General features: G+C 71.6%; 15 protein-coding genes. 7 read left to right on the forward strand and 8 right to left on the reverse strand.

Translation table 11 applies throughout. From position 1 onward, the window contains the following. Window positions 1-41: 41 nt before the first annotated feature. From ACIBJG_RS31460 to ACIBJG_RS31485, 6 genes are all read right to left on the reverse strand, one after another. Window positions 42-701 carry a response regulator gene (locus ACIBJG_RS31460; RefSeq protein WP_399312658.1) on the reverse strand — a complete coding sequence of 220 codons (660 nt, stop codon included), beginning with the start codon at window positions 699-701 and terminating at the stop codon, window positions 42-44. Beyond that, a complete protein-coding gene (locus ACIBJG_RS31465; protein ID WP_399312660.1) occupies window positions 698-1,957 on the reverse strand; it encodes a sensor histidine kinase in 1,260 nt (419 codons plus the stop codon). Before ACIBJG_RS31465 ends, ACIBJG_RS31460 begins: the two co-directional genes overlap by 4 nt. Further along, window positions 1,954-2,964: a hypothetical protein gene (locus ACIBJG_RS31470; RefSeq protein WP_399312662.1), complete on the reverse strand. Its 1,011-nt coding sequence runs from the start codon at window positions 2,962-2,964 to the stop codon at window positions 1,954-1,956. Before ACIBJG_RS31470 ends, ACIBJG_RS31465 begins: the two co-directional genes overlap by 4 nt. A 92-nt stretch (window positions 2,965-3,056) precedes the next feature. Continuing rightward, window positions 3,057-4,376 carry a phosphatase PAP2 family protein gene (locus ACIBJG_RS31475; protein WP_399312831.1) on the reverse strand — a complete coding sequence of 440 codons (1,320 nt, stop codon included), beginning with the start codon at window positions 4,374-4,376 and terminating at the stop codon, window positions 3,057-3,059. 256 nt (window positions 4,377-4,632) lie between these two features. Then, entirely contained in the window at window positions 4,633-5,109 is a 477-nt protein-coding gene (locus tag ACIBJG_RS31480; protein WP_399312833.1) for a GNAT family N-acetyltransferase, read from the reverse strand. Then, entirely contained in the window at window positions 5,109-5,879 is a 771-nt protein-coding gene (locus tag ACIBJG_RS31485; protein ID WP_399312664.1) for an IclR family transcriptional regulator, read from the reverse strand. Before ACIBJG_RS31485 ends, ACIBJG_RS31480 begins: the two co-directional genes overlap by 1 nt. Window positions 5,880-6,034: 155 nt before the next feature. Between ACIBJG_RS31485 and ACIBJG_RS31490 the strand changes: the two genes are divergently transcribed. From ACIBJG_RS31490 to ACIBJG_RS31515, 6 genes are all read left to right on the forward strand, one after another. After that, the gene (locus ACIBJG_RS31490; RefSeq protein WP_399312667.1) at window positions 6,035-7,555 is read left to right on the forward strand and encodes an aldehyde dehydrogenase (NADP(+)); all 1,521 of its coding nucleotides are present in this window, start codon (window positions 6,035-6,037) and stop codon (window positions 7,553-7,555) included. Next, window positions 7,552-8,163, forward strand: coding sequence for a DUF1349 domain-containing protein (locus tag ACIBJG_RS31495; protein ID WP_399312669.1), 612 nt, complete (start codon window positions 7,552-7,554; stop codon window positions 8,161-8,163). The genes ACIBJG_RS31490 and ACIBJG_RS31495 overlap by 4 nt, the downstream gene beginning before the upstream one ends. Window positions 8,164-8,256: 93 nt before the next feature. Further along, entirely contained in the window at window positions 8,257-8,406 is a 150-nt protein-coding gene (locus ACIBJG_RS31500) for a hypothetical protein (RefSeq protein WP_399312671.1), read from the forward strand. A gap of 41 nt (window positions 8,407-8,447) precedes the next feature. Then, window positions 8,448-9,164 carry a hypothetical protein gene (locus ACIBJG_RS31505; protein WP_399312673.1) on the forward strand — a complete coding sequence of 239 codons (717 nt, stop codon included), beginning with the start codon at window positions 8,448-8,450 and terminating at the stop codon, window positions 9,162-9,164. A gap of 130 nt (window positions 9,165-9,294) precedes the next feature. Beyond that, window positions 9,295-10,014 (forward strand): DsbA family oxidoreductase, encoded by a 720-nt coding sequence (locus ACIBJG_RS31510; RefSeq protein ID WP_399312675.1) that lies wholly within the window; start codon window positions 9,295-9,297, stop codon window positions 10,012-10,014. Window positions 10,015-10,105: 91 nt separating this feature from the next. After that, entirely contained in the window at window positions 10,106-11,167 is a 1,062-nt protein-coding gene (locus ACIBJG_RS31515; protein WP_399312678.1) for an aminotransferase class V-fold PLP-dependent enzyme, read from the forward strand. Between the two features lie 6 nt (window positions 11,168-11,173). On the opposite strand, the gene ACIBJG_RS31520 is transcribed toward ACIBJG_RS31515, so the two are convergent. Then, the gene (locus ACIBJG_RS31520) at window positions 11,174-11,659 is read right to left on the reverse strand and encodes a MarR family winged helix-turn-helix transcriptional regulator (RefSeq protein ID WP_399312680.1); all 486 of its coding nucleotides are present in this window, start codon (window positions 11,657-11,659) and stop codon (window positions 11,174-11,176) included. Between the two features lie 194 nt (window positions 11,660-11,853). On the opposite strand from ACIBJG_RS31520, the gene ACIBJG_RS31525 reads away from it, so the two are divergent. After that, a complete protein-coding gene (locus ACIBJG_RS31525; RefSeq protein WP_399312682.1) occupies window positions 11,854-12,924 on the forward strand; it encodes an alkene reductase in 1,071 nt (356 codons plus the stop codon). A gap of 42 nt (window positions 12,925-12,966) precedes the next feature. On the opposite strand, the gene ACIBJG_RS31530 is transcribed toward ACIBJG_RS31525, so the two are convergent. Then, on the reverse strand, window positions 12,967-17,136 hold the full coding sequence (locus ACIBJG_RS31530) for a carboxypeptidase regulatory-like domain-containing protein (protein ID WP_399312684.1): 4,170 nt from the start codon (window positions 17,134-17,136) through the stop codon (window positions 12,967-12,969). Between the last annotated feature and the right edge of the window lie 442 nt (window positions 17,137-17,578).

A 17,578-nucleotide genomic window follows, 5' to 3' on the forward strand; every position in this document is an offset into this window, starting at 1 on the left:
CTTCTCACCCATTCCTCATCATTGCCGCCGCGCCCGCCGGGTCAGCCCGGAGTGATGAACCCCGACTCGTACGCCGCGATGACCGCCTGGGTGCGGTCCCGGGCGCCGGTCTTCGCGAGGACGGCCGCCACATGGCTCTTCGCCGTCGCCGGGCCCACCCGCAGCCGGGCGGCGATCTCCGCGTTGGTGAGGCCGCTCGCCATCAGCCGCAGTACGCCCGCCTCCCGGTCGGTGAGCCTGGCCGCCCACGGCGGCGCGGCGGACGGCTGCCGCTTCCCGTACGCGGCGGCCAGACCCCGTACCGCGGAGGGGAAGAGCAGCGAGTCGCTGCGGGCCACCAGCCGAACCGCCTGCACCAGGTCCTCGGCCGCCGCCCGCTTCAGCAGGAAGCCCGCCGCCCCTGCGCGCAGCGCCTCGTACACATAGGCGTCGTTCTCGAAGGTGGTGACGACGACGATGCGCGGGGCCGGGTCGAGTGTGGCCAGGATCTGCTCCGTCGCCCGGATCCCGTCGATCTCCGGCATCCGCACATCCATCAGCACCACGTCGGGGCGCAGTTCACGCACCACGGAGACGGCTTCCGCGCCCGTCGACGCCTCGCCCACGACCTCCAGGCCGGTCTCGGCGTCCAGGATGACCCGCAGGGCGGTGCGGACCATGCGTTCGTCGTCGGCGAGGACGATACGGACCGGTGTGCTCATCGCTGCTCCTGTGCGGGGGTGGGCAGGGGGAGGCGGGCGGTCAGCCGCCACCCGCCGTCGTGCGGTCCGGCCTCGGTACGGCCACCGAGCAGGACGGCCCGTTCGGCGATGCCGTGCAGCCCGCGGCCGCCGCCGGGGCGCACCGCCGCCGGCCGTTCGGGCAGCGGACTGTCCAGGACGATGTCCAGCTCCCCGGCGCCCACCGTGACCCGCAGCCGCACCGGTTCTCCGCGCCCGCCGTGCCGCAGCGCGTTGCTCAGTCCTTCCTGCACGATCCGGTACGCCTCGCGGGACACGGCCCGGGGGACGGCGCCCGGATCACCGTCGGCGGTGTGCGCGACGGGCAGCCCGCAGTGCGCGAGCAGGCCGTCCAGCGCGTCGAGTCCCGGGCCGGACGGTGCGTCCGGCGCCCCGGCCCCGTCGTCGTCCCGGCGCAACAGCCCCAGCACGGTGTCGAGTTCGCCGACCGTGCGCCGGGTCGTCTCCTCGATCGCGGTCAGCGCGGCCCGGACGAACTCCGGATCGCTGTCCAGCACCCTGCGGGCCGCGCCCGCCTGGAGGGTGACGGCGCTGAGCGCGTGGCCGACCGAGTCGTGCAGTTCGCGGGCCAGCCGGTTGCGGACCGCCAGTTCGGCCGCACGGCGTTCGGCCGCGGCCAGCCGGTCGTCCGGGGTCGGGCCGAGCAGCACCGGCGCCCGGTTCGCCAGCAGCGCCCCGGCCGCCGCCGCGCAGCCGGCCAGGGCCACCAGCATGGCGATCCCGGCGAAGGGGGCCGCGACGAGGACCCATGTGCGGTCCAGCGCCGAGGGCAGGTCCAGCACGGGGGAGTCCCGCACGGTCGCGAAGAACGGCAGCCCGATGACGCCCACGGCGAACGGCACCAGCGACAGTGTCATGCCGCTGATGACACCGCCGAGCCCCACGTGCAGGGTGAACCAGGCCGCCGAACGGACCCTGGCCTGCCGGGTCCTGGCGGGCCCGTCCGCGAGCGGCCGGTCCGCCGGCAGACCGCACAGGGAGCGGGCGGCGGCCACCGAGAGCGGACGGGCGAGCGGCAGGAGCGCGGTGACCGCGGCCATCGGCAGGGCGTAGGCGAACGCGATCAGTTGGTTGACCGGCGAGCTGAAGACGTTGGCTTCGGGACGGTACAGACCGACGATCACCGTGCCGACGAGGAAGTACGGCATCAGCAGGGCGCCGCCGATGATCAGGTGCAGCCAGCGCTGCCGGGCCCGCCGGCCGAGCAGTGGCGTCACGCCCGGCGGGCCGCAGGCCGGGTCGCGGCCGAGCGCTCCACCAGGAAGTACGCGCCCAGCGTCATCACCAGCGTCCCGACCAGCATCTGCACAGCGTAGATCAGCACCAGGGTGGCAGTGGGCTGATCGGCGATCTCGTCGACGTCGCTCAGCGAGGCGATGCTCATCCAGCCGCCCCAGCAGGCCGTCGCTCCGGAGCCGCCCCAGGCCAGAGCGAGCGGCGCCCACAGTGGCAGCGCCGAACTGCGACGGAAGGCGAGGAGCAGGATGCCGACGACGGCGGTGACGACGAAGAGGGCGAAGACCGCTTCGAGCACCGCGGAGCCGCTGGTGCGCTCCCGGATCCGGCCCTCGTTGAGGCCGGCCGTCGATCCGGCGGCCCAGAGCAGATGCAGGGTGCCGGGCACCAGCGCGATCAGCGAGGCGGCGACGGCTGCGGCCCGCAGCGCGGGAGCGGTGGGGCTGTCGGGCAGTTCGCGCAGCGTGCCCTGCCAGAGGTGCCCCCAGCGGTCCTTGGCGTACAGGGCGAACAGGGTGCCGAGGGCCAGCCCCTGGATGATGAAGCCGGTGTAGACGACGCCGAAGACCCACTCGTCCAGGAAGGGGCGGCCCACGTCGCCCTTGTTGACGGTCTTCCCGCCCAGGACCTGGACCAGCAGCTGGAGCGGGTAGCCGGCCATGATCGGCAGCAGCAGGCCGGTCGCCACCCACATCGGCAGGGCGAGCAGCCAGGCGGGTACGCGCCGGCCCCAGGCCTGGGTGAGCAGCAGGGCGATGACCACGACGGCGCTGTCCATCAGGACCGACGCCCCGTTCGCGACAGCCATCGTGGTGCGGTGGTCGAGGAGCGAGCTGTCGGCCGGGATGCCGAGGTGACTGCCCGAGATCCAGGCGACCTTGAGGACGATGTAGGGCAGGCAGGAGATGATCGCGACAGTACGCAGCGAGGTGCGGAGGCGGTCGGTGACCGGGGTGGCGGCTTCCGGTGCGAGAGGTGTCCGTGTCATGGCACCCACGCTGCCGCGCGGCCGGTCACGGCACGTCCTGCCCGGCGACGATCCGTCTCCGCCGTCCGGCGGAGACGGAACGCCGCAGCGGCTCAGACCAGTTCGGGCTGCAGCTCCGGCCGGCGCACCGCCGGTGCGGGCTTCGGGTCCCATTGCCGGGTGGTCCGCACATACGCGTAGATCACCGAGGCCATCGCCAGGATGAGCAGCGGGCCGAACAGCCACGGATGCGCGGCCATCTGCGTCGGCATGTAACGGGCGGCCACCAGGATCGCGGCGAAGACCGTGGTCCCGTAGGCGACCAGCTGGGTCCCGGACCGGTCCCAGCCGCGTTCGAGCGAGCGCAGGGCCGTCTCGATCGTGAGGGTGAAGATGACACCGGTGATGATGTCGATGCCGTAGTGGTAGCCGAAGCCCAGCGTCGCGGCGAGTGTGGCGACCAGCCAGAACGCGCCCGCGAACTGCAGGAACCGGGGGCCCTTGCGGGAATGGATGAAGATCGTGGTGGCCCACGCCGTGTGCAGGCTGGGCATGCAGTTGCGCGGGGTGAAGTCGTCGAACGGCATGTGCTGCGGGCCGCTGCCCGGCGGCATCGCGTCGGGCCACAGGTTGGCCACGGCCCAGTGTCCGCCGTCGGCACCGTAGGCGAAGACCGGTCCGACGACCGGGTAGATCATGTAGATGGCCGGCCCGAGGAGGCCGATCACCAGGAAGGTGCGCACCAGATGGTGGGCCGGGAAGCGGCGTTCGGTTGCCACGTTGCGCAGCTGGTACAGCGCGACGACGACCGCGGCCACCGCGAGCTGGGTGTAGACGGAGTTGAGGAAGACCTCGCCGAACGATCCGGTGGACCTGACCAGCCGGCCCACCAGCCACGAGGGGTTGCCCAGCGCGTGGTCGGCGGTCGCCACGTACTGGTCGAGCACCAGCGGGCGGGTCTTCGAGGTGATGAGCAACCAGGTGTCACCGGTCTTGCGGCCGGTCACCAGCAGCAGACCCAGTGCGACGCCCTTGAGCAGCAGGAGGCGTTCGGGCCCGGTGCGGCGGGTGACGGCGATGACCGCGCATCCCAGGATCACCCACAGCGCGCCGCTGCCGAAGGGGTGGCCGTGGGTCACCGGCGCGTCGGCCACCCAGCGCACCAGCAGGATGACGAGGTCGATACCGATCGCGGTCCCGACGGCGATGAACCGCTGGCGCCAGGTGAGCACCACCATCATCAGGCCCATGCTGGCGTACAGCAGGAACCCGGAGGCGGGGGCGAATATCGCCTCTCGCGCCTGGCTGGCGATCGGCCCCGGCAGACCGTAGTGACGTGCCGCGATCTCCAGAGCGACGAGGAATCCGAGACCCACCACGGCCGCCGCGGCCCACAGTGCCGTCTTCGGCCGACGCCAGGCACCGGGCGCAATTCCGTTGGTTATTCGCGAAAACACCCGCGATGCTATAGGTATCAAGATTTTGGCCGATTTGTTAGATGTTGGTGGAGTACGTCACGCCATAGGTCACTTGTCGCGCCGGGCGGCAGGTGTCCTCGGTGAGGTGTGAACGATGAGGTCAATCGCCATGAATTCGAGCATGTTATCGGAGTGGTGTTCGAGGGCCCGATGGTCATGGCGGATTCCGCGGCAGACCGCTGGTCTGTCGCGTGGGACGGGGCGGCGGTTCCTACCCGGGCAGGGTGAACAGCAGCTCGTCCGTCTCCTCGCCGCGCGCGTGCGCGTAGCCGTGGTCCTCGCCCGTCACGACGAACCCGCACTTCTCCAGCACCCGCCGCGAGCCCGTGTTGTCGGCTGCGGCGCGCGCGTGCAACGGACGTTCCGGTACGACGTCGAGCAGCGCGCCCAGGGCGGCGGTGGCCAGACCGCGGCCCCAGCGCGCCCGGTCGATCCAGTAGGTGACCTGCCGGTCGCCCGGCGCCCCGTACGCTCCGGCGCTGCCGACCACCGCACCGTCCGCGAGCACCGTGCGCACCACGACGGACGGGTCCGCGAGGATGCGCGCCCAGTGGGCGTCGAACGCGTGCCGGTCGGCCGGGTCCTCACTGGTGAAGGCGGCTGTACGGACCGACTCGGGGTCGGACATCCAGGCAAAGAACAACGGCAGGTCGACGTCCCGTACCGGGCGCAGCGAGACGTCCACGATCAGAGCCTCCGGGTGGCGAGGGTCAGCCGGTCCCGCGCGTCGAACAGCGCGTCCTTGACCATCTGCTCGTGCGCCGGCGTGAGCCGGGCGACCGGCACCGAGCAGCTGATGGCGTCCCGGGCCGGGGTGCGGTAGGGGACAGCGACGCCGAAGCAGCGCAGCCCCAGGGTGTTCTCCTCGCGGTCCACCGCGTAGCCCTGCTCGCGGATCAGGTGCAGCTCCTCGATGAGCCTCTCCCGGTCGGTCAGGGTGTGCTCGGTCAGCGCGGGCAGCGTCTCGGGGAGCATCTTGCGGACCTGCTCGTCGCTGTGGGTGGCCAGCAGCGCCTTCCCGAGCGAGGTCGAGTGCGCGGGCAGCCGGCGGCCGACGCGGGTGAAGGGGCGCAGGTAGTGCTGGGACTGGCGGGTGGCGAGGTAGACCACGTTCGTCCCGTCGAGCCTGGCGAGGTGGATGGTCTCCGTGGTGTCGTCGGAGAGCCGGTCCAGGGTCGGGCGGGCGGCGGCGACGACCTCGTCGCCGTCGATGTACGAGGTGCCGACCAGCAGCGCGCGCACACCGATCCCGTACCGCGTCCCCGTCGCGTCCGTCTCCACCCAGCCCAGCTCGACCAGCGTGCGCAGCAGCATGTAGAGGCTGGACTTCGGGTATCCGACGGCCTCCTGCACCGCGGCGAGTGAGTGCATGCCGGGCCGTCCGGCGAAGTACTCCAGCAACTCCACCGTCCGTACCGCGGACTTGACCTGTGCCCCACCAGACTCGGCAACCGACATCGCCCTACGCCCCTTCCAGCCCACTTACGAAACCCTGCGACTTCTTGCCAACACCGAACGCCCGGAAATAGAGTCGCTTCATATTCACGATCAGGAACTCTGTTCAGAATACCGAACAACTTCTGATGTGTGGCAGTGGAGCGGAAGGAAACACGGTGGCAGCAGCACCAGTCTGGAGCGTCGACCCCCGCACCGGGAACCCGCGTGAGCAGGTTGCGGTGGAGGCTACAGCGGAGGAGGTCGACCGCGCGGTCCGGGCCGCGCACGCCGTACGCGCCTCCCTGGCCGACCGCACCGTGCGCGCCGCGTTCCTGCGCACCGCGGCCGATCTGCTCGCCGAGGCCGGCGAGCACGTCATCGAGGCCGCCGACGCCGAGACGGCACTCGGCCCGGCCCGGCTGACCGGCGAACTCGCCCGCACCGCGGCCCAGCTGCGCGCCTTCGCGGAGGTCGTCGACGAGGGCGCGTACCTCGACATCCACATCGACCACGAGGACGCCACCCGCACCCCGCCGTGGCCCGACCTGCGCCGCTACAAGATCCCGCTCGGCGTCGTCGCCGTCTACGCGGCCAGCAACTTCCCGCTCGCCTTCTCCGTACCCGGCGGCGACACCGCCAGCGCCCTCGCGGCCGGCTGCCCGGTCGTCGTCAAGGCGCACCCCGACCACCCCGCGACCTCCGAACTGTGCGCGTCCGTCCTGCGCCGGGCCGCGGCGCAGCACGGACTGCCCGAGGACGTCGTCACCGTCGTGCACGGGTTCCAGGCGGGCGTCGAACTGGTCAAGCACCCCCTCGTCAGTGCCGCGGGCTTCACCGGCTCCATCCGCGGCGGCCGCGCCCTCTTCGACGCCGCGGCGGCGCGACCGGTGCCGATCCCCTTCCACGGCGAGCTCGGCTCCCTCAACCCCGTCGTCATCACCGAGGCGGCCGCCGCCGAGCGCGGCGAGCAGATCGGCGCGGGGCTCGCGGGCTCGATGACCATGGGCGCGGGCCAGTTCTGCACCAAGCCCGGATTCGTCCTGGCCCCGGCGGGCGAGAGCGGCGACCGGCTGCTGAAGTCACTCACCGGAGCGGTCAGCGACACCGAGGCCGGAGTCCTGCTCGACCACCGCATGCGCGACGCCTTCCTCGCCGGAGTGAGCGAGCGGGCCGCACTCCCGGACGTGGAGGCCCCGGTCACCCCCGGCGCGGGCGGTGAACACACCGTCGCGGCCGGCTTCCTGACCGTACCGGCACAGCTGCTCGCCACCGAGGGACCGCACGACGCGCTCCTGGAGGAGTGCTTCGGCCCGGTCACCGTCGTCGCCCGCTACACCTCCGACGACGAGATCACCGCGGTGCTGTCCCGGCTCCCCGGCAACCTCACCGCCACCCTCCAGATCGCCACCGAGGAGACCGACGACAGCGCCGCCGCACTGCTGGCCGCGCTCACCCCGCTGGCCGGACGCGTCCTGGTCAACGGCTGGCCGACCGGCGTCGCGGTCGCCCCCGCCCAGCACCACGGCGGCCCCTACCCGGCCACCACCTCCACCTCCACCTCGGTCGGCGCCACCGCGATCGAGCGCTGGCTGCGCCCGGTCACCTACCAGACCACCCCCGATGCGCTGCTCCCCCCGGAGCTCCGCGACGACAACCCGCTGGGCCTGCCCCGCCGCGTGAACGGACACTCCGCATGACCCTGACCCTCCCCGAACTCCCCTTCGCCCTGGAACCGTTCGGCCCCGCAACCGGCTGGAACTACGAGGACGGCGTGCTCACCGGCCGCGCGGGCGCCCGCCAGGACCGCTTCGTCCCGCCGGGCGGCGCCGCCCTCGACACGGAGAGCGACGCACCCCGCCTCCTGGGCCCCGCCCCGACGGGCGACTTCCAGCTGATCGCCCGGGTGCGCGTCGGCTTCGCCGCCGCCTTCGACGCGGGGGTCCTCTACCTCCACGTCGGCGACCGGGAGTGGGCCAAGGTCTGCCTGGAGCTCTCCCCGGACCGCCCCACCGTCTGCACGGTCGTCACGCGCGGCCACTCCGACGACGTCAACTCCTTCGTCGTGGACGGCGACACCTACTGGCTGCGCCTGAGCCGCACCGGCAACGCCTTCGCCTGCCACGCCTCACCCGACGGCGAGAAGTGGACCTTCGTCCGCGTCTTCGCCCTCGGCGCCCCGGAACGGGCCGCGACCGCGTCCATCGGCTTCCTCGCCCAGTCGCCCACGGGCGAGGGCTGCGAGGTCTCCTTCGACCGGATCGAGTTCCGCGCGACGGGCCTCGCGGACCTGCGCGACGGCAGCTGACCCGACCACCCACCCCGGTGCCCCCGCCCTCCGGCCACGGAGGGCGGGGGCACCGGCGTGGGTGGGCACCGGAGCGGGCGGGGAAGGGCTCACATGCTGAGCCGGTACACCGCCGTGCGCGGCCGGTCGGCCCTGCGGTCGCTCGCCCGACGCACCCGCTCCACCTCGGAGTCCGCCTTCGCCGAGGCGTTCAAGCGGGAGTACGGAACGGCCCCCGGGCAGTACTGTCGCCGGGCGGGCTGACGGGCGGGCTCCGCGACGGCTCACCACAGTGGAGGCAGGGCATGAGACGTGTGGTGCGGGTTTTCTGGGGCCCCCGGAAGGAGGCATCCCAGGAGCTCGCGGGACGCTGGAAGGCGATGCTGGACGCGCTTCCCGCGCTTCTTCCGACGGCCTCCTCCGCCCCGGCGGGGCGGTCGACCTGGACCCGGCACCACACCTGCGGCCGCCCCACGGAGCTTCGGCCCGACGAGGCGGAGCTGGCGGCCGCGCTGCAGGCCGACCACGACTCCCCGGAGACCTCGGACGGGGCGGGTCTGCGCCTGTCGAGCGCCGGCGAACCGGGGTGGGAGATCAGCATCTCCGGGCACGGTGGCGGCGAGTCGGAGTACGTGACCCAGGCCGTCGTGCTGGCGGTCGTCTCCCCGGACGGCGCCGAGGTCCCCGAAACCGCACTCCTCGCACTGATCGCGGACATCTGGCAGCCGGACTTCGGCGACGTGACCGACGACGAGCTGCTCGACGCCCTGGAGGACCGGGCCGGTTTCGACTACACGCTCTCCCACCTGAGCGTCGGCCGGCTCGCCTACCTCTCCCCGGGGCGCGCGGCACTGGCTCCCGCCGGGGTGGGCGTGGCCCGCAGGGAGCTGAGCGGGGCGGGTGTACTCCTCGATGTCGCGCCGCCCGGGGACATCGAGGCCGTCGTGGACGCCTACGTGCGCCTCCGCGACGCCGGTGCGCTGGAACCTCTGCCCCGCCCGATGGGCCGAACGGTCCTGTAGCCGGACCGCTCTCCGGCCGAGGGGTGTGGCCCGGGGAATGGCCGGCACCCCGGCGAGCGTTCGGTCCTGAGCGGAGGGTCCCTCCGTGCTGCGGGAGCAGCCGCACGAGAGCCTGGAGAGAAGAAGAGTCATGCGCGTCGAGATCTGGAGCGACATCGCCTGCCCGTGGTGCTACATCGGCAAGGCCCGGTTCGAGAAGGGCCTGGCGGGGTTCGCCCACCGCGACGAGGTCGAGGTGGTCCACCGCTCCTTCGAGCTGGACCCCGGGCGCGCCAAGGGCGACACCGGTCAGGTCATCGACATGCTGGCGCAGAAGTACGGCCGGAGCCCCGAGGAAGCGCGCTCCATGGAGGCGAACGTCGCGGCCAACGCGCAGGCCGAAGGGCTCGGCTACCGCACCGAGGGCCGTGACCACGGCAGCACCTTCGACATCCACCGGCTGCTGCACCTGGCGAAGGCCCGCGGCCGTCAGGACGAGCTGTTGAGCCTGGCCTACCGGGCGAACTTCGCCGAGGAGCGGTCCGTCTACGACGACGAGGTGCTCGCCGAGCTGGCTGTCGAGGCAGGGCTCGACGCGGACGAGGTGCGCGCGGTGCTCGCCGATCCGCAGGCGTACGCGGACGAGGTGCGGGCCGATGAGCGGGAGGCGGCCGAACTGGGCGCCAACGGGGTGCCGTTCTTCGTGCTCGACCGGCGCTACGGGATCTCCGGCGGCCAGCCCGCCGAGGTCTTCGCCCAGGCGTTGGAGCAGGCGTGGAAGGACCGCCCGCTGACCGTGATCGGTGAGGACGGGGCGGCGTGCGACGCCGACGGGGCGTGCGAGGTTCCGCAGGCCGGAAGCAACGCCTGACCGTCGCACGCTGCACTTATAAGCATTGCTTGGGCGTACCCCTTAACTCTTGGTAATTGACTATGAGTTAAGGGGCCTTCAGGCTGGGTTCATGATGATCTCTTCGCTCAGCCGTGCGGTGGCCGCCGAGTTCGCGCCGGAGACCGCCTACCTCAACACGTCCTCCTGCGGGCTGCTGCCCCGTCGCACCGTCGACGCCGTGAAGGCGCTCGCCGAGGAGAACGCCACCGGCCGCAGGGCCGGTGCGGGCGACTTCGAGGCGGTGGACCGGGCCCGGGACGGTTTCGCGCGGATCGCCGGTGTCGGGGCCGGGCGGGTCGCGGTCGGCAGCTCCGTGGCCGTCCATGTGGGCCTGATCGCGACATCGCTGCCGGCCGGAGCCGAAGTGCTCGCGCCCGAGGGGGAGTTCAGCTCGGTCACCAGCCCGTTCGCGGTCCGCGGTGACCTCAGGATGCGGTACGTCCCGCTGCCGGAACTCGCCGACGCGGTGCGCGAGGGGACCGCGCTCGTCGCCTTCTCCTCGGTGCAGTCCGCCGACGGCCGGCTCGCCGATCTGGACGCGGTGCGCGCCGCGGCGGCCGCCCACGGCGCCCGTACGCTGCTGGACGCGACCCAGTCCGCGGGCTGGCTCCCGCTGGACGCGGGGGCGTACGACTACACGGTCACCGCCGGCTTCAAGTTCCTGCTCTGCCCGCGGGGCACGTCGTTCCTCACGGTCACCGAGGAGGCGCAGGGGTCGCTGCCGCCGGTCTTCGCGGGCTGGGTCGCGGCGGCGGACTCGTGGAACAGTCTGTACGAGCCGGTCCGGGAGCTCGCCCCGGACGCCCGCCGCTACGACGAGCCGCCCGCGTTCCTTCCGTACCACGGTGCCGAGCACTCCCTCGCGCTGCTGAACGAGATCGGCGTCGACGCCCTGCACGACCACGCCACCGGGCTCGCGGCCCGGTTCCGGGAGGGGCTGGAAGCGCTGGGGCACAAGCCGGTCCCCGGGACGACGGCCGTCGTCGGGGCACCCGGACTGGGGGACCGGGCGCCGGAACTGGAGCGCGCGGGGGTGATGGTCTCCGACCGGGCCGGCAACCTGCGAGCGGCCTTCCACCTCTACAACACCGAGTCCGACGTGGACCGCGCGCTGGACGTGCTGGGGGGCTGAGACCCGTCAGCGGCTCTCCGGGCAGTCCGCCGTCTCCCGGCAGAGGTTCTCCTCGACCCTGGCCAGCAGCCTGGCCAACTCCTTGCGTTCCCCGGCGTCCAGGCCCGCGAGCGTGTGCTCCTCCAGATTCGTCCAGGCCTGTTCCACCTCGGAGAGCAGCGCGCAACTGTTGTCGGTGGCCTCGACCAGGACGGCCCTGCGGTCGGCCGGGTCGGGGCTGCGGCGGACGTGGCCGGACTGCTCCAGGCGCTGGAGCATCTTGGTGACGGTGGAGGGGTCCAGGTCGACCGCCTTGATCACCTCGGACTGCCGGACCGCCCCCGCGTCCCAGAGGTACATCATCAGGAACTCCTGGCCGGGGTAGAGGCCCGCCCCCTTGAGCAGCTTGCCCGCCGCGATCCGGTGGAGCCGCGCGACCCGGGACACGGCATGGCTGACCGGGCCGCCGCGGGCGGCGCTGGGCAGCTCGGTACAGGCGGGATCGAAGGTCATCGGGGGCTCCTCGGGTGGTGCGGGGCGGCCCTGCGGCTGCCGGATGCGGCTTCCTGCCAACTTTACCTTGGCCGGCCAAGTAATACGCTACAGTGGCGCACGTCGCAGATGCTTGGCCGACCACATAGTTTTGGTTGGCCGACCACGTACCTCTCCTTCCGCCCGACCGCGCATCTCCTTCCTGGGGGCTTCTCATGACCACCGCATTCGACTCGCTCGACCTGGCAGGCACCCCGCTCGCCAACCGCATCGCGCTGGCGCCGATGACCCGCAGCCGGGCGGGCGAGGGCGGGGTGCCGACGGAGCTGACGGTCGAGTACTACGCGCAGCGCGCCTCCGCCGGGCTCCTCATCACCGAGGGCATCCAGCCGTCGGTGGTCGGTCAGGGATACCCCAGCACCCCGGGCCTGCACAGCGACGAGCAGATCGCCGCCTGGCGCAAGGTCACCGACGCCGTGCACGACAAGGGCGGCAGGGTATTCGCCCAGATCCTGCACACCGGCCGGATCGGCCACCCGGTCCTGCTGCCCGACGGGCTCACCCCCGTCGGCGCCTCCGCGGTCGCCGCCACGGGACAGGTCTTCACCCACGAGGGCGCGAAGGACTTCGTCACCCCGCGCGAGCTGACCGACACCGAGGTCCGGGCGACGATCGCCGACTTCGCCACCGCGGCGCGGGCCGCCGTGGACGCCGGCTTCGACGGCGTGGAGCTGCACGGCGCCAACGGGTACTTGATCCACCAGTTCCTGGCGCCCAACTCCAACCTGCGCGCCGACGAGTGGGGCGGCTCCGTGGAGGGCCGGATCCGGTTCGCCCTGGAGACCGTGCGCGCCGTCGCCGCCGAGATCGGTGCCGCCCGCACCGCGATCCGCCTCTCGCCCGGCAACCCGTACAACGACATCGACGAGCCCGCACCCGAGGCCACGTACAGCGCGCTGGTGCGGGCGGTCGAGCCGCTCGGGCTCGCCTATCTGCACCTCGTCGAGGGCGCGGCCGGCGACCGGGCGCTGACCGAGTCCCTGCGCAAGCAGTTCAACGGAACCCTCGTCCTCAACCCGGCGAGCGAGGGTCCGACCGGACCCGAGGCACTCGCCCTGATCGAGGAGGGAGTGGCCGACATCGTCGCGTACGGAGTGCTGTTCCTGGCCAACCCGGACCTGCCGGAGCGGCTGCGCGCGGGCGGCCCCTTCAACGCCCCGGACACCGCCACCTTCTACGGGGGCGACCACCGCGGCTACACGGACTACCCGGTGCTGGGGGCGTGACGTGCGGCGGGCCCGCCCCGGAGGACGGGCCCGCCGTGTCCTCTAGGCCTTCTTCAGGGTGAAGTCGGTGGTCACGGTTCCCTTCTTGACGACCTTGACGGTGGCCACTGTCGGGGCGTAGCCGTCCTTGGCGACGATCACGGTGAGGGGGTTGTTGCGGGCGTCCAGCCAGAGGGCGTAGTGGCCGTCCTTGTCGGTGATCAGGGTGTACGAGGACGCCCACGAGTCGATCTGGACGGTCGCCCCCTTGAGGGGTGCCGGGGTGCCGGTGGCCGACTTGCCGAGCACCGTTCCGGTGATCTTGCCCCAGGTGTTCGGCGGGGCCACCGTCATGGTGACGGGGACCGGTGCCACCGGGTACGGGGTGTTGGCGGAGATGCCGATCCGGGCCGTGAACTCACCCGGCTGGGTGACCTCGTCGACCGAGGACTTCACATTCACCGCGACCGAGACGGTGTCCCCCGGAGCGAGTTTGAACTCCGAGGAGTCCAGCGACAGCCAGCTGACGTCCGAACCCCCGGTCTGGTCGTAGCCGGCGAGCAGTTCGACGGCGGTGGAGGGGGTGCTGGGAGCATTGGCACCACCGACCTTGTAGAAGCCCGGGGCGCCGCCGCCGCGGTAGGTCGCTACGTCGGCGTTGGGCAGGGCCGACCACGTGCCGGCGTCCGGGTCGTAGGCGTAGCCCGCGTTGGTGAGAGCGCCGCCGCTGACGCCGGAGGAGATCAGCAGCAGACCGTTGGCCGACGTGGAGGACGAAGCCCACAGGGTCTTCGGCATGTCCGGCAGGGCCGACCAGGAGTCGGCGGCCGGGTCGTAGACGTAGGCGGACTTCAACTCGCCGGCGCTGTTGGTACCGCCGGAGCAGTACAGCTGCCCGCTGATGGCGCCGCAGGACTCCCAGGCGACGTTCTCCGGGTAGCTTGCCGCGGTGGACCACGAGTCGTCGGACGGGTCGTAGACCGTCACCGATGTGGAGCCGCAGGCGGTGGTGCAGCCGCCGACGGAGTAGAGCTTGCCGTTCAGGACCGCGGAGCCGGCGCCCGCCAGCGGAGCCGGCGAGGAGGCGCCGGTCGTCCAGGTGTTGGAGGCGGGGTCGTAGATCTCCAGCTTGGCGTCCGGAGCTCCACTGGCACCCCAGCCGCCGGCGATGTAGAGCTTCCCGTTGATGAAGCCGTGGGCCGGAGCCTCCCGGGTGTCGGCCGCGTCGGCCAGTTTCGTCCAGCCGTCTGTCGCGTCGTAGGAGTACAGCGACCTGGTGTCGTCCGTACCGTCGTAGCCGAACGCGGAGTAGATCTTGCCGTTGTCGGCGGCGACCGCGTTGTCCATGATGGCGTCGGGCAGATCAGCCACGGTCTGCCAGGCATCGCCACCCTCGGCCGGAGCGAGGGCGGCGCCGGCGGACTTGCCGGCCCGGCTCTTCGCCGACAGAGGCGAGTAGTCCCCCTTCGTGCTGATCAGCGGCGCACCCGAAGCGGCCGGTGTGAAGGCGCCGGTTCCCTCGGCCAGCTTGACGGTGGCGTCGGCACCCCCGGTGTTCTTTATCTTGACGGTCCTGGTCGCCGAACCACCCCAGGCGACCGGGGCGTCGACCGCAGCGGGGGTGACCTTGAGCCGTCCGGCCTTCAGGGAGAAGTCCTTGGTCACGGTCGAGTCGGCGGCGAAGGTCACGGCCTTGGAGGCACTGGTGTACTTGGGCTTCGCGGCGGTCACGGTCTGCTTGCCGACCGGTGCGAAGGCCCAGTAGAAGCCGTCGCCGAGCGCCGCGTCGTCCGGGGTGGCCGCCGAGGTCGTGCTCACGGCGCCGTCGCCGGTACCGGTGAGCGTGCCACCGGCGACGCCGTCACCGGTGTTGGCGTCGGTGACCTGCCCGACGACAAGGCCGCCGGGGACGGCCGACAGGCTGCGGGCACCGAGGAACACGTCGTCGAGCTGCCACCACCAGGTGTACTTGCCGGTGAAGTGGAACCGCACCCGGACGTCGGACTTGCCCGCGTAGTCGGTGAGCGCGACGGTGATCTTGGAGCCGGTGGCGGCGGTGGTGTGCGAGGAGACCGTGGACCAGGTGGTGCCACCGTCCGAGCTCACCTCCACGTCGGCTTTCTGACCGGAGGACGGCTTGTAGCTGGTCCGGTAGCTCAGCTCGGGCAGCTCCGTGCCCGTGAAATCGTAGGACGGGCTGGTCAGCGTGGAGTTCTGGACCTTTCCGCTGCCCGCCTTGTCGCTGTCCACGATGGCGAAGGCGCCCTTGCCGCCGGTGGTGTTCTTCCGGTTGCCCGGGTCGTCGAACTGCCATCCGCCGGTGGTGCCCTCGGCGTTGACCACGGTCCAGCCCTCGGGGGCCGACGTGGTCGAGTCGAAGGGCTCGGTGGTGCCCGTGTCCTTCACCGTGTACCCGGCCGCGGTGCCCGCCCAGGCGTCCACCGGCAGGCTCACACTGGCGGAGACCGCCGAGTCGCCCACGGTGATGTCCTTGGTGGCGCTCCGGTAACCCGGGTAGTTGCTGGTGACCTTCAGGGTGTACGACGCGTCGGCCGGGAGGTCGACCGAGTAGGCGCCGGTGCTCGGGTCGGTCTCGACGGGCGCACCGGGCATTCCGTCAACGGTGACCGCTGCGTAGAGCGGCCAGCCGTGGCCGGAACCGTCGGTGATCTTGCCGGATACGGTCCGGGTCGGGACCGGGGTGAGCGCGAGGCTCTTGGTCGCCGAGCCGCCGTCCGTGATCTCGACGCCGGAGAAGGTGGCCGTGCTGTAGCCGTACGCGGCGACCTTCAGGTCGTAGGTGCCGGGCGGCAGAGTCAGCGAATAGGCGCCGTCCGCCCCCGACGTGGCCTGGGAGTCACCCGCGGTGATCTCCGCCCCCGCGACCGGGTCACCAGTGGTGCTGCTGGTGACGGTGCCGCTCAGCACGCCGTGCGGACCGTCGCGGAACGCCTGCACGCCGTTGGGCGTGCCGAGTCCGGTCGGACCGTCATAGCCCGTACCCGCGGTGCAGAGCCTGGCCGGGGTGCAGGAGCCGTTGTTGCCGTCGACGACGTCGTTCAGACCGCTGCCGCCGGCCGCGTACGGGTAGGCAGCCGGGTAGGAGCCCGCTGACGGGGTGCCGGCGGCTGCGTACACACCGGCGATGATCGGTGAGGAGGCGCTGGTGCCGCCGTAGACGGCCCAGCCGTCCCCGCCGTAGGTCTGGTAGACCGAGACACCGGTCAACGGGTCGGCGACCGCGGCGACATCGGAGACCGCGCGCTTGTCGCAGTCGGTGCTGACGCTCTCCTGCCAGGCGGGCTTGGCCTCGTAGAGCGAGCAGCCCGAGCCCGGGCCGCCGTAGCTGTTGGACCAGACCGATTCGGACCAGCCGCGGGTGGTGGAGGAGTCCTGCTTCAGGGCTGTGCCACCCACGGAGGTCACGTACTGGGAGGCTGCGGGGTAGGAGACGCCGTAGGCGCTGTCGCCCGAGGAGGCGACCACAGCGACACCCGGGTGGTTGTAGTGGGCGTCGTATTCGGTCGTCTCCGACGGGTCCTCACCACTGCCCGGATCGCTGGAGTAGCCCGTGCCGTAGGAGTTCGAGACGTACTTGGCGCCCTGCGCGACCGCTTGGTCGACGGAGGCGCCCATGTCCTCGAAGCTGGCGGAGTCGGCTTCCACGAGGACGATCTTCGCGTACGGCGCTGCGGCCGAGACCATGTCCAGGTCGAGGGAGATCTCACCGGCCCAGCCGCTGTCGGCCGCCGGGTAGTCGGTGCCGCCCCGCTGGTCGACCTTCTTGAAGCACCCGTTGTCCGTGGTGCAGGCGGGCAGCCCGTACTGCGCCCGGTAGACCGCGAGGTCCTCCTCGGCGGTCGGGTCGTCATAGGCGTCGACGATGGCGATCGTCTGGCCCGCCCCGCCGTCGGCCGGCAGGTTGTACGCGCCCTGGAGCGCGGTGGCACCCCAGCCGCTCGGGGTGGCGGCGTCGGGCTGCACGCCCTCCTTGGCGGCCACGTCGGTGCGGCGCAGCGCGAAGCAGCGGACCTCACCGGGCCCGGGTTCGGCACACGAGGCCTCTACGGAGGGTTTGGCGTTCAGGTCAGCGTTCGCGGAAGCCGCCGCGGTCGCCGTCGGAGCGGTGAGTCCCAGTACGGCGATGGCTGAGGCGCTGGCGAGGGCGGTCAGCCCGGTCCAGGCCGATCTCCTCCGTCTGGCAGCCGGTCTGGATATGCCGGTGACAGTCAATTGCGTGTCTCCCATGTGATGCACGGGTCGACCACACGCTTTACAGGTCGACGACGAATTGTTTTCGCCGTCCACCACTTAGTCGTTATTCGGGAGGTATATGTCAATGACGCTATCGTTAAGGATTTATTTCCCTGCGGTTTGAATGGGGGCATTTTCGAGCGAATCAAGAAAAAAGGGACGCCTGGTTGCGTTCAATGGTCTAGTCAACCGGATTCTCGCCGCTGGTTTCCCTGGCGTCGAGGCCGGCGGGACGCCCCGCACGCTTCGCGTCATTTGAGAGGAATTCACCCCATTGTGAGGAGTGAGGATTCCTCTGGCGGGCGGCCTCGAGCTGCTTGCGGCTGAGTGGTGCATGGTCGGAAGGGAGTCGTAACGCGCCACGGTGCCGAGTTCGATTCCAGCCACTCGGGAAGGCCGGCTGGCTCGATCGATGGTGCGA

This window comes from Streptomyces sp. NPDC050422 (genome assembly GCF_044458665.1).
Taxonomy (GTDB): Bacteria; Actinomycetota; Actinomycetes; order Streptomycetales; family Streptomycetaceae; genus Streptomyces.

Bases quoted from the DNA above. Each gene is read 5' to 3' on its own strand.
- ACIBJG_RS31460 (WP_399312658.1), bottom strand. From the start codon at position 701: ATGAGCACACCGGTCCGTATCGTCCTCGCCGACGACGAACGCATGGTC.
- ACIBJG_RS31470 (WP_399312662.1), bottom strand. From the start codon at position 2,964: ATGACACGGACACCTCTCGCACCGGAAGCCGCCACCCCGGTCACCGAC.
- ACIBJG_RS31485 (WP_399312664.1), bottom strand. From the start codon at position 5,879: ATGTCGGTTGCCGAGTCTGGTGGGGCACAGGTCAAGTCCGCGGTACGG.
- ACIBJG_RS31495 (WP_399312669.1), top strand. From the start codon at position 7,552: ATGACCCTGACCCTCCCCGAACTCCCCTTCGCCCTGGAACCGTTCGGC.
- ACIBJG_RS31500 (WP_399312671.1), top strand. From the start codon at position 8,257: ATGCTGAGCCGGTACACCGCCGTGCGCGGCCGGTCGGCCCTGCGGTCG.
- ACIBJG_RS31505 (WP_399312673.1), top strand. From the start codon at position 8,448: ATGAGACGTGTGGTGCGGGTTTTCTGGGGCCCCCGGAAGGAGGCATCC.
- ACIBJG_RS31510 (WP_399312675.1), top strand. From the start codon at position 9,295: ATGCGCGTCGAGATCTGGAGCGACATCGCCTGCCCGTGGTGCTACATC.
- ACIBJG_RS31515 (WP_399312678.1), top strand. From the start codon at position 10,106: ATGATGATCTCTTCGCTCAGCCGTGCGGTGGCCGCCGAGTTCGCGCCG.
- ACIBJG_RS31520 (WP_399312680.1), bottom strand. From the start codon at position 11,659: ATGACCTTCGATCCCGCCTGTACCGAGCTGCCCAGCGCCGCCCGCGGC.
- ACIBJG_RS31525 (WP_399312682.1), top strand. From the start codon at position 11,854: ATGACCACCGCATTCGACTCGCTCGACCTGGCAGGCACCCCGCTCGCC.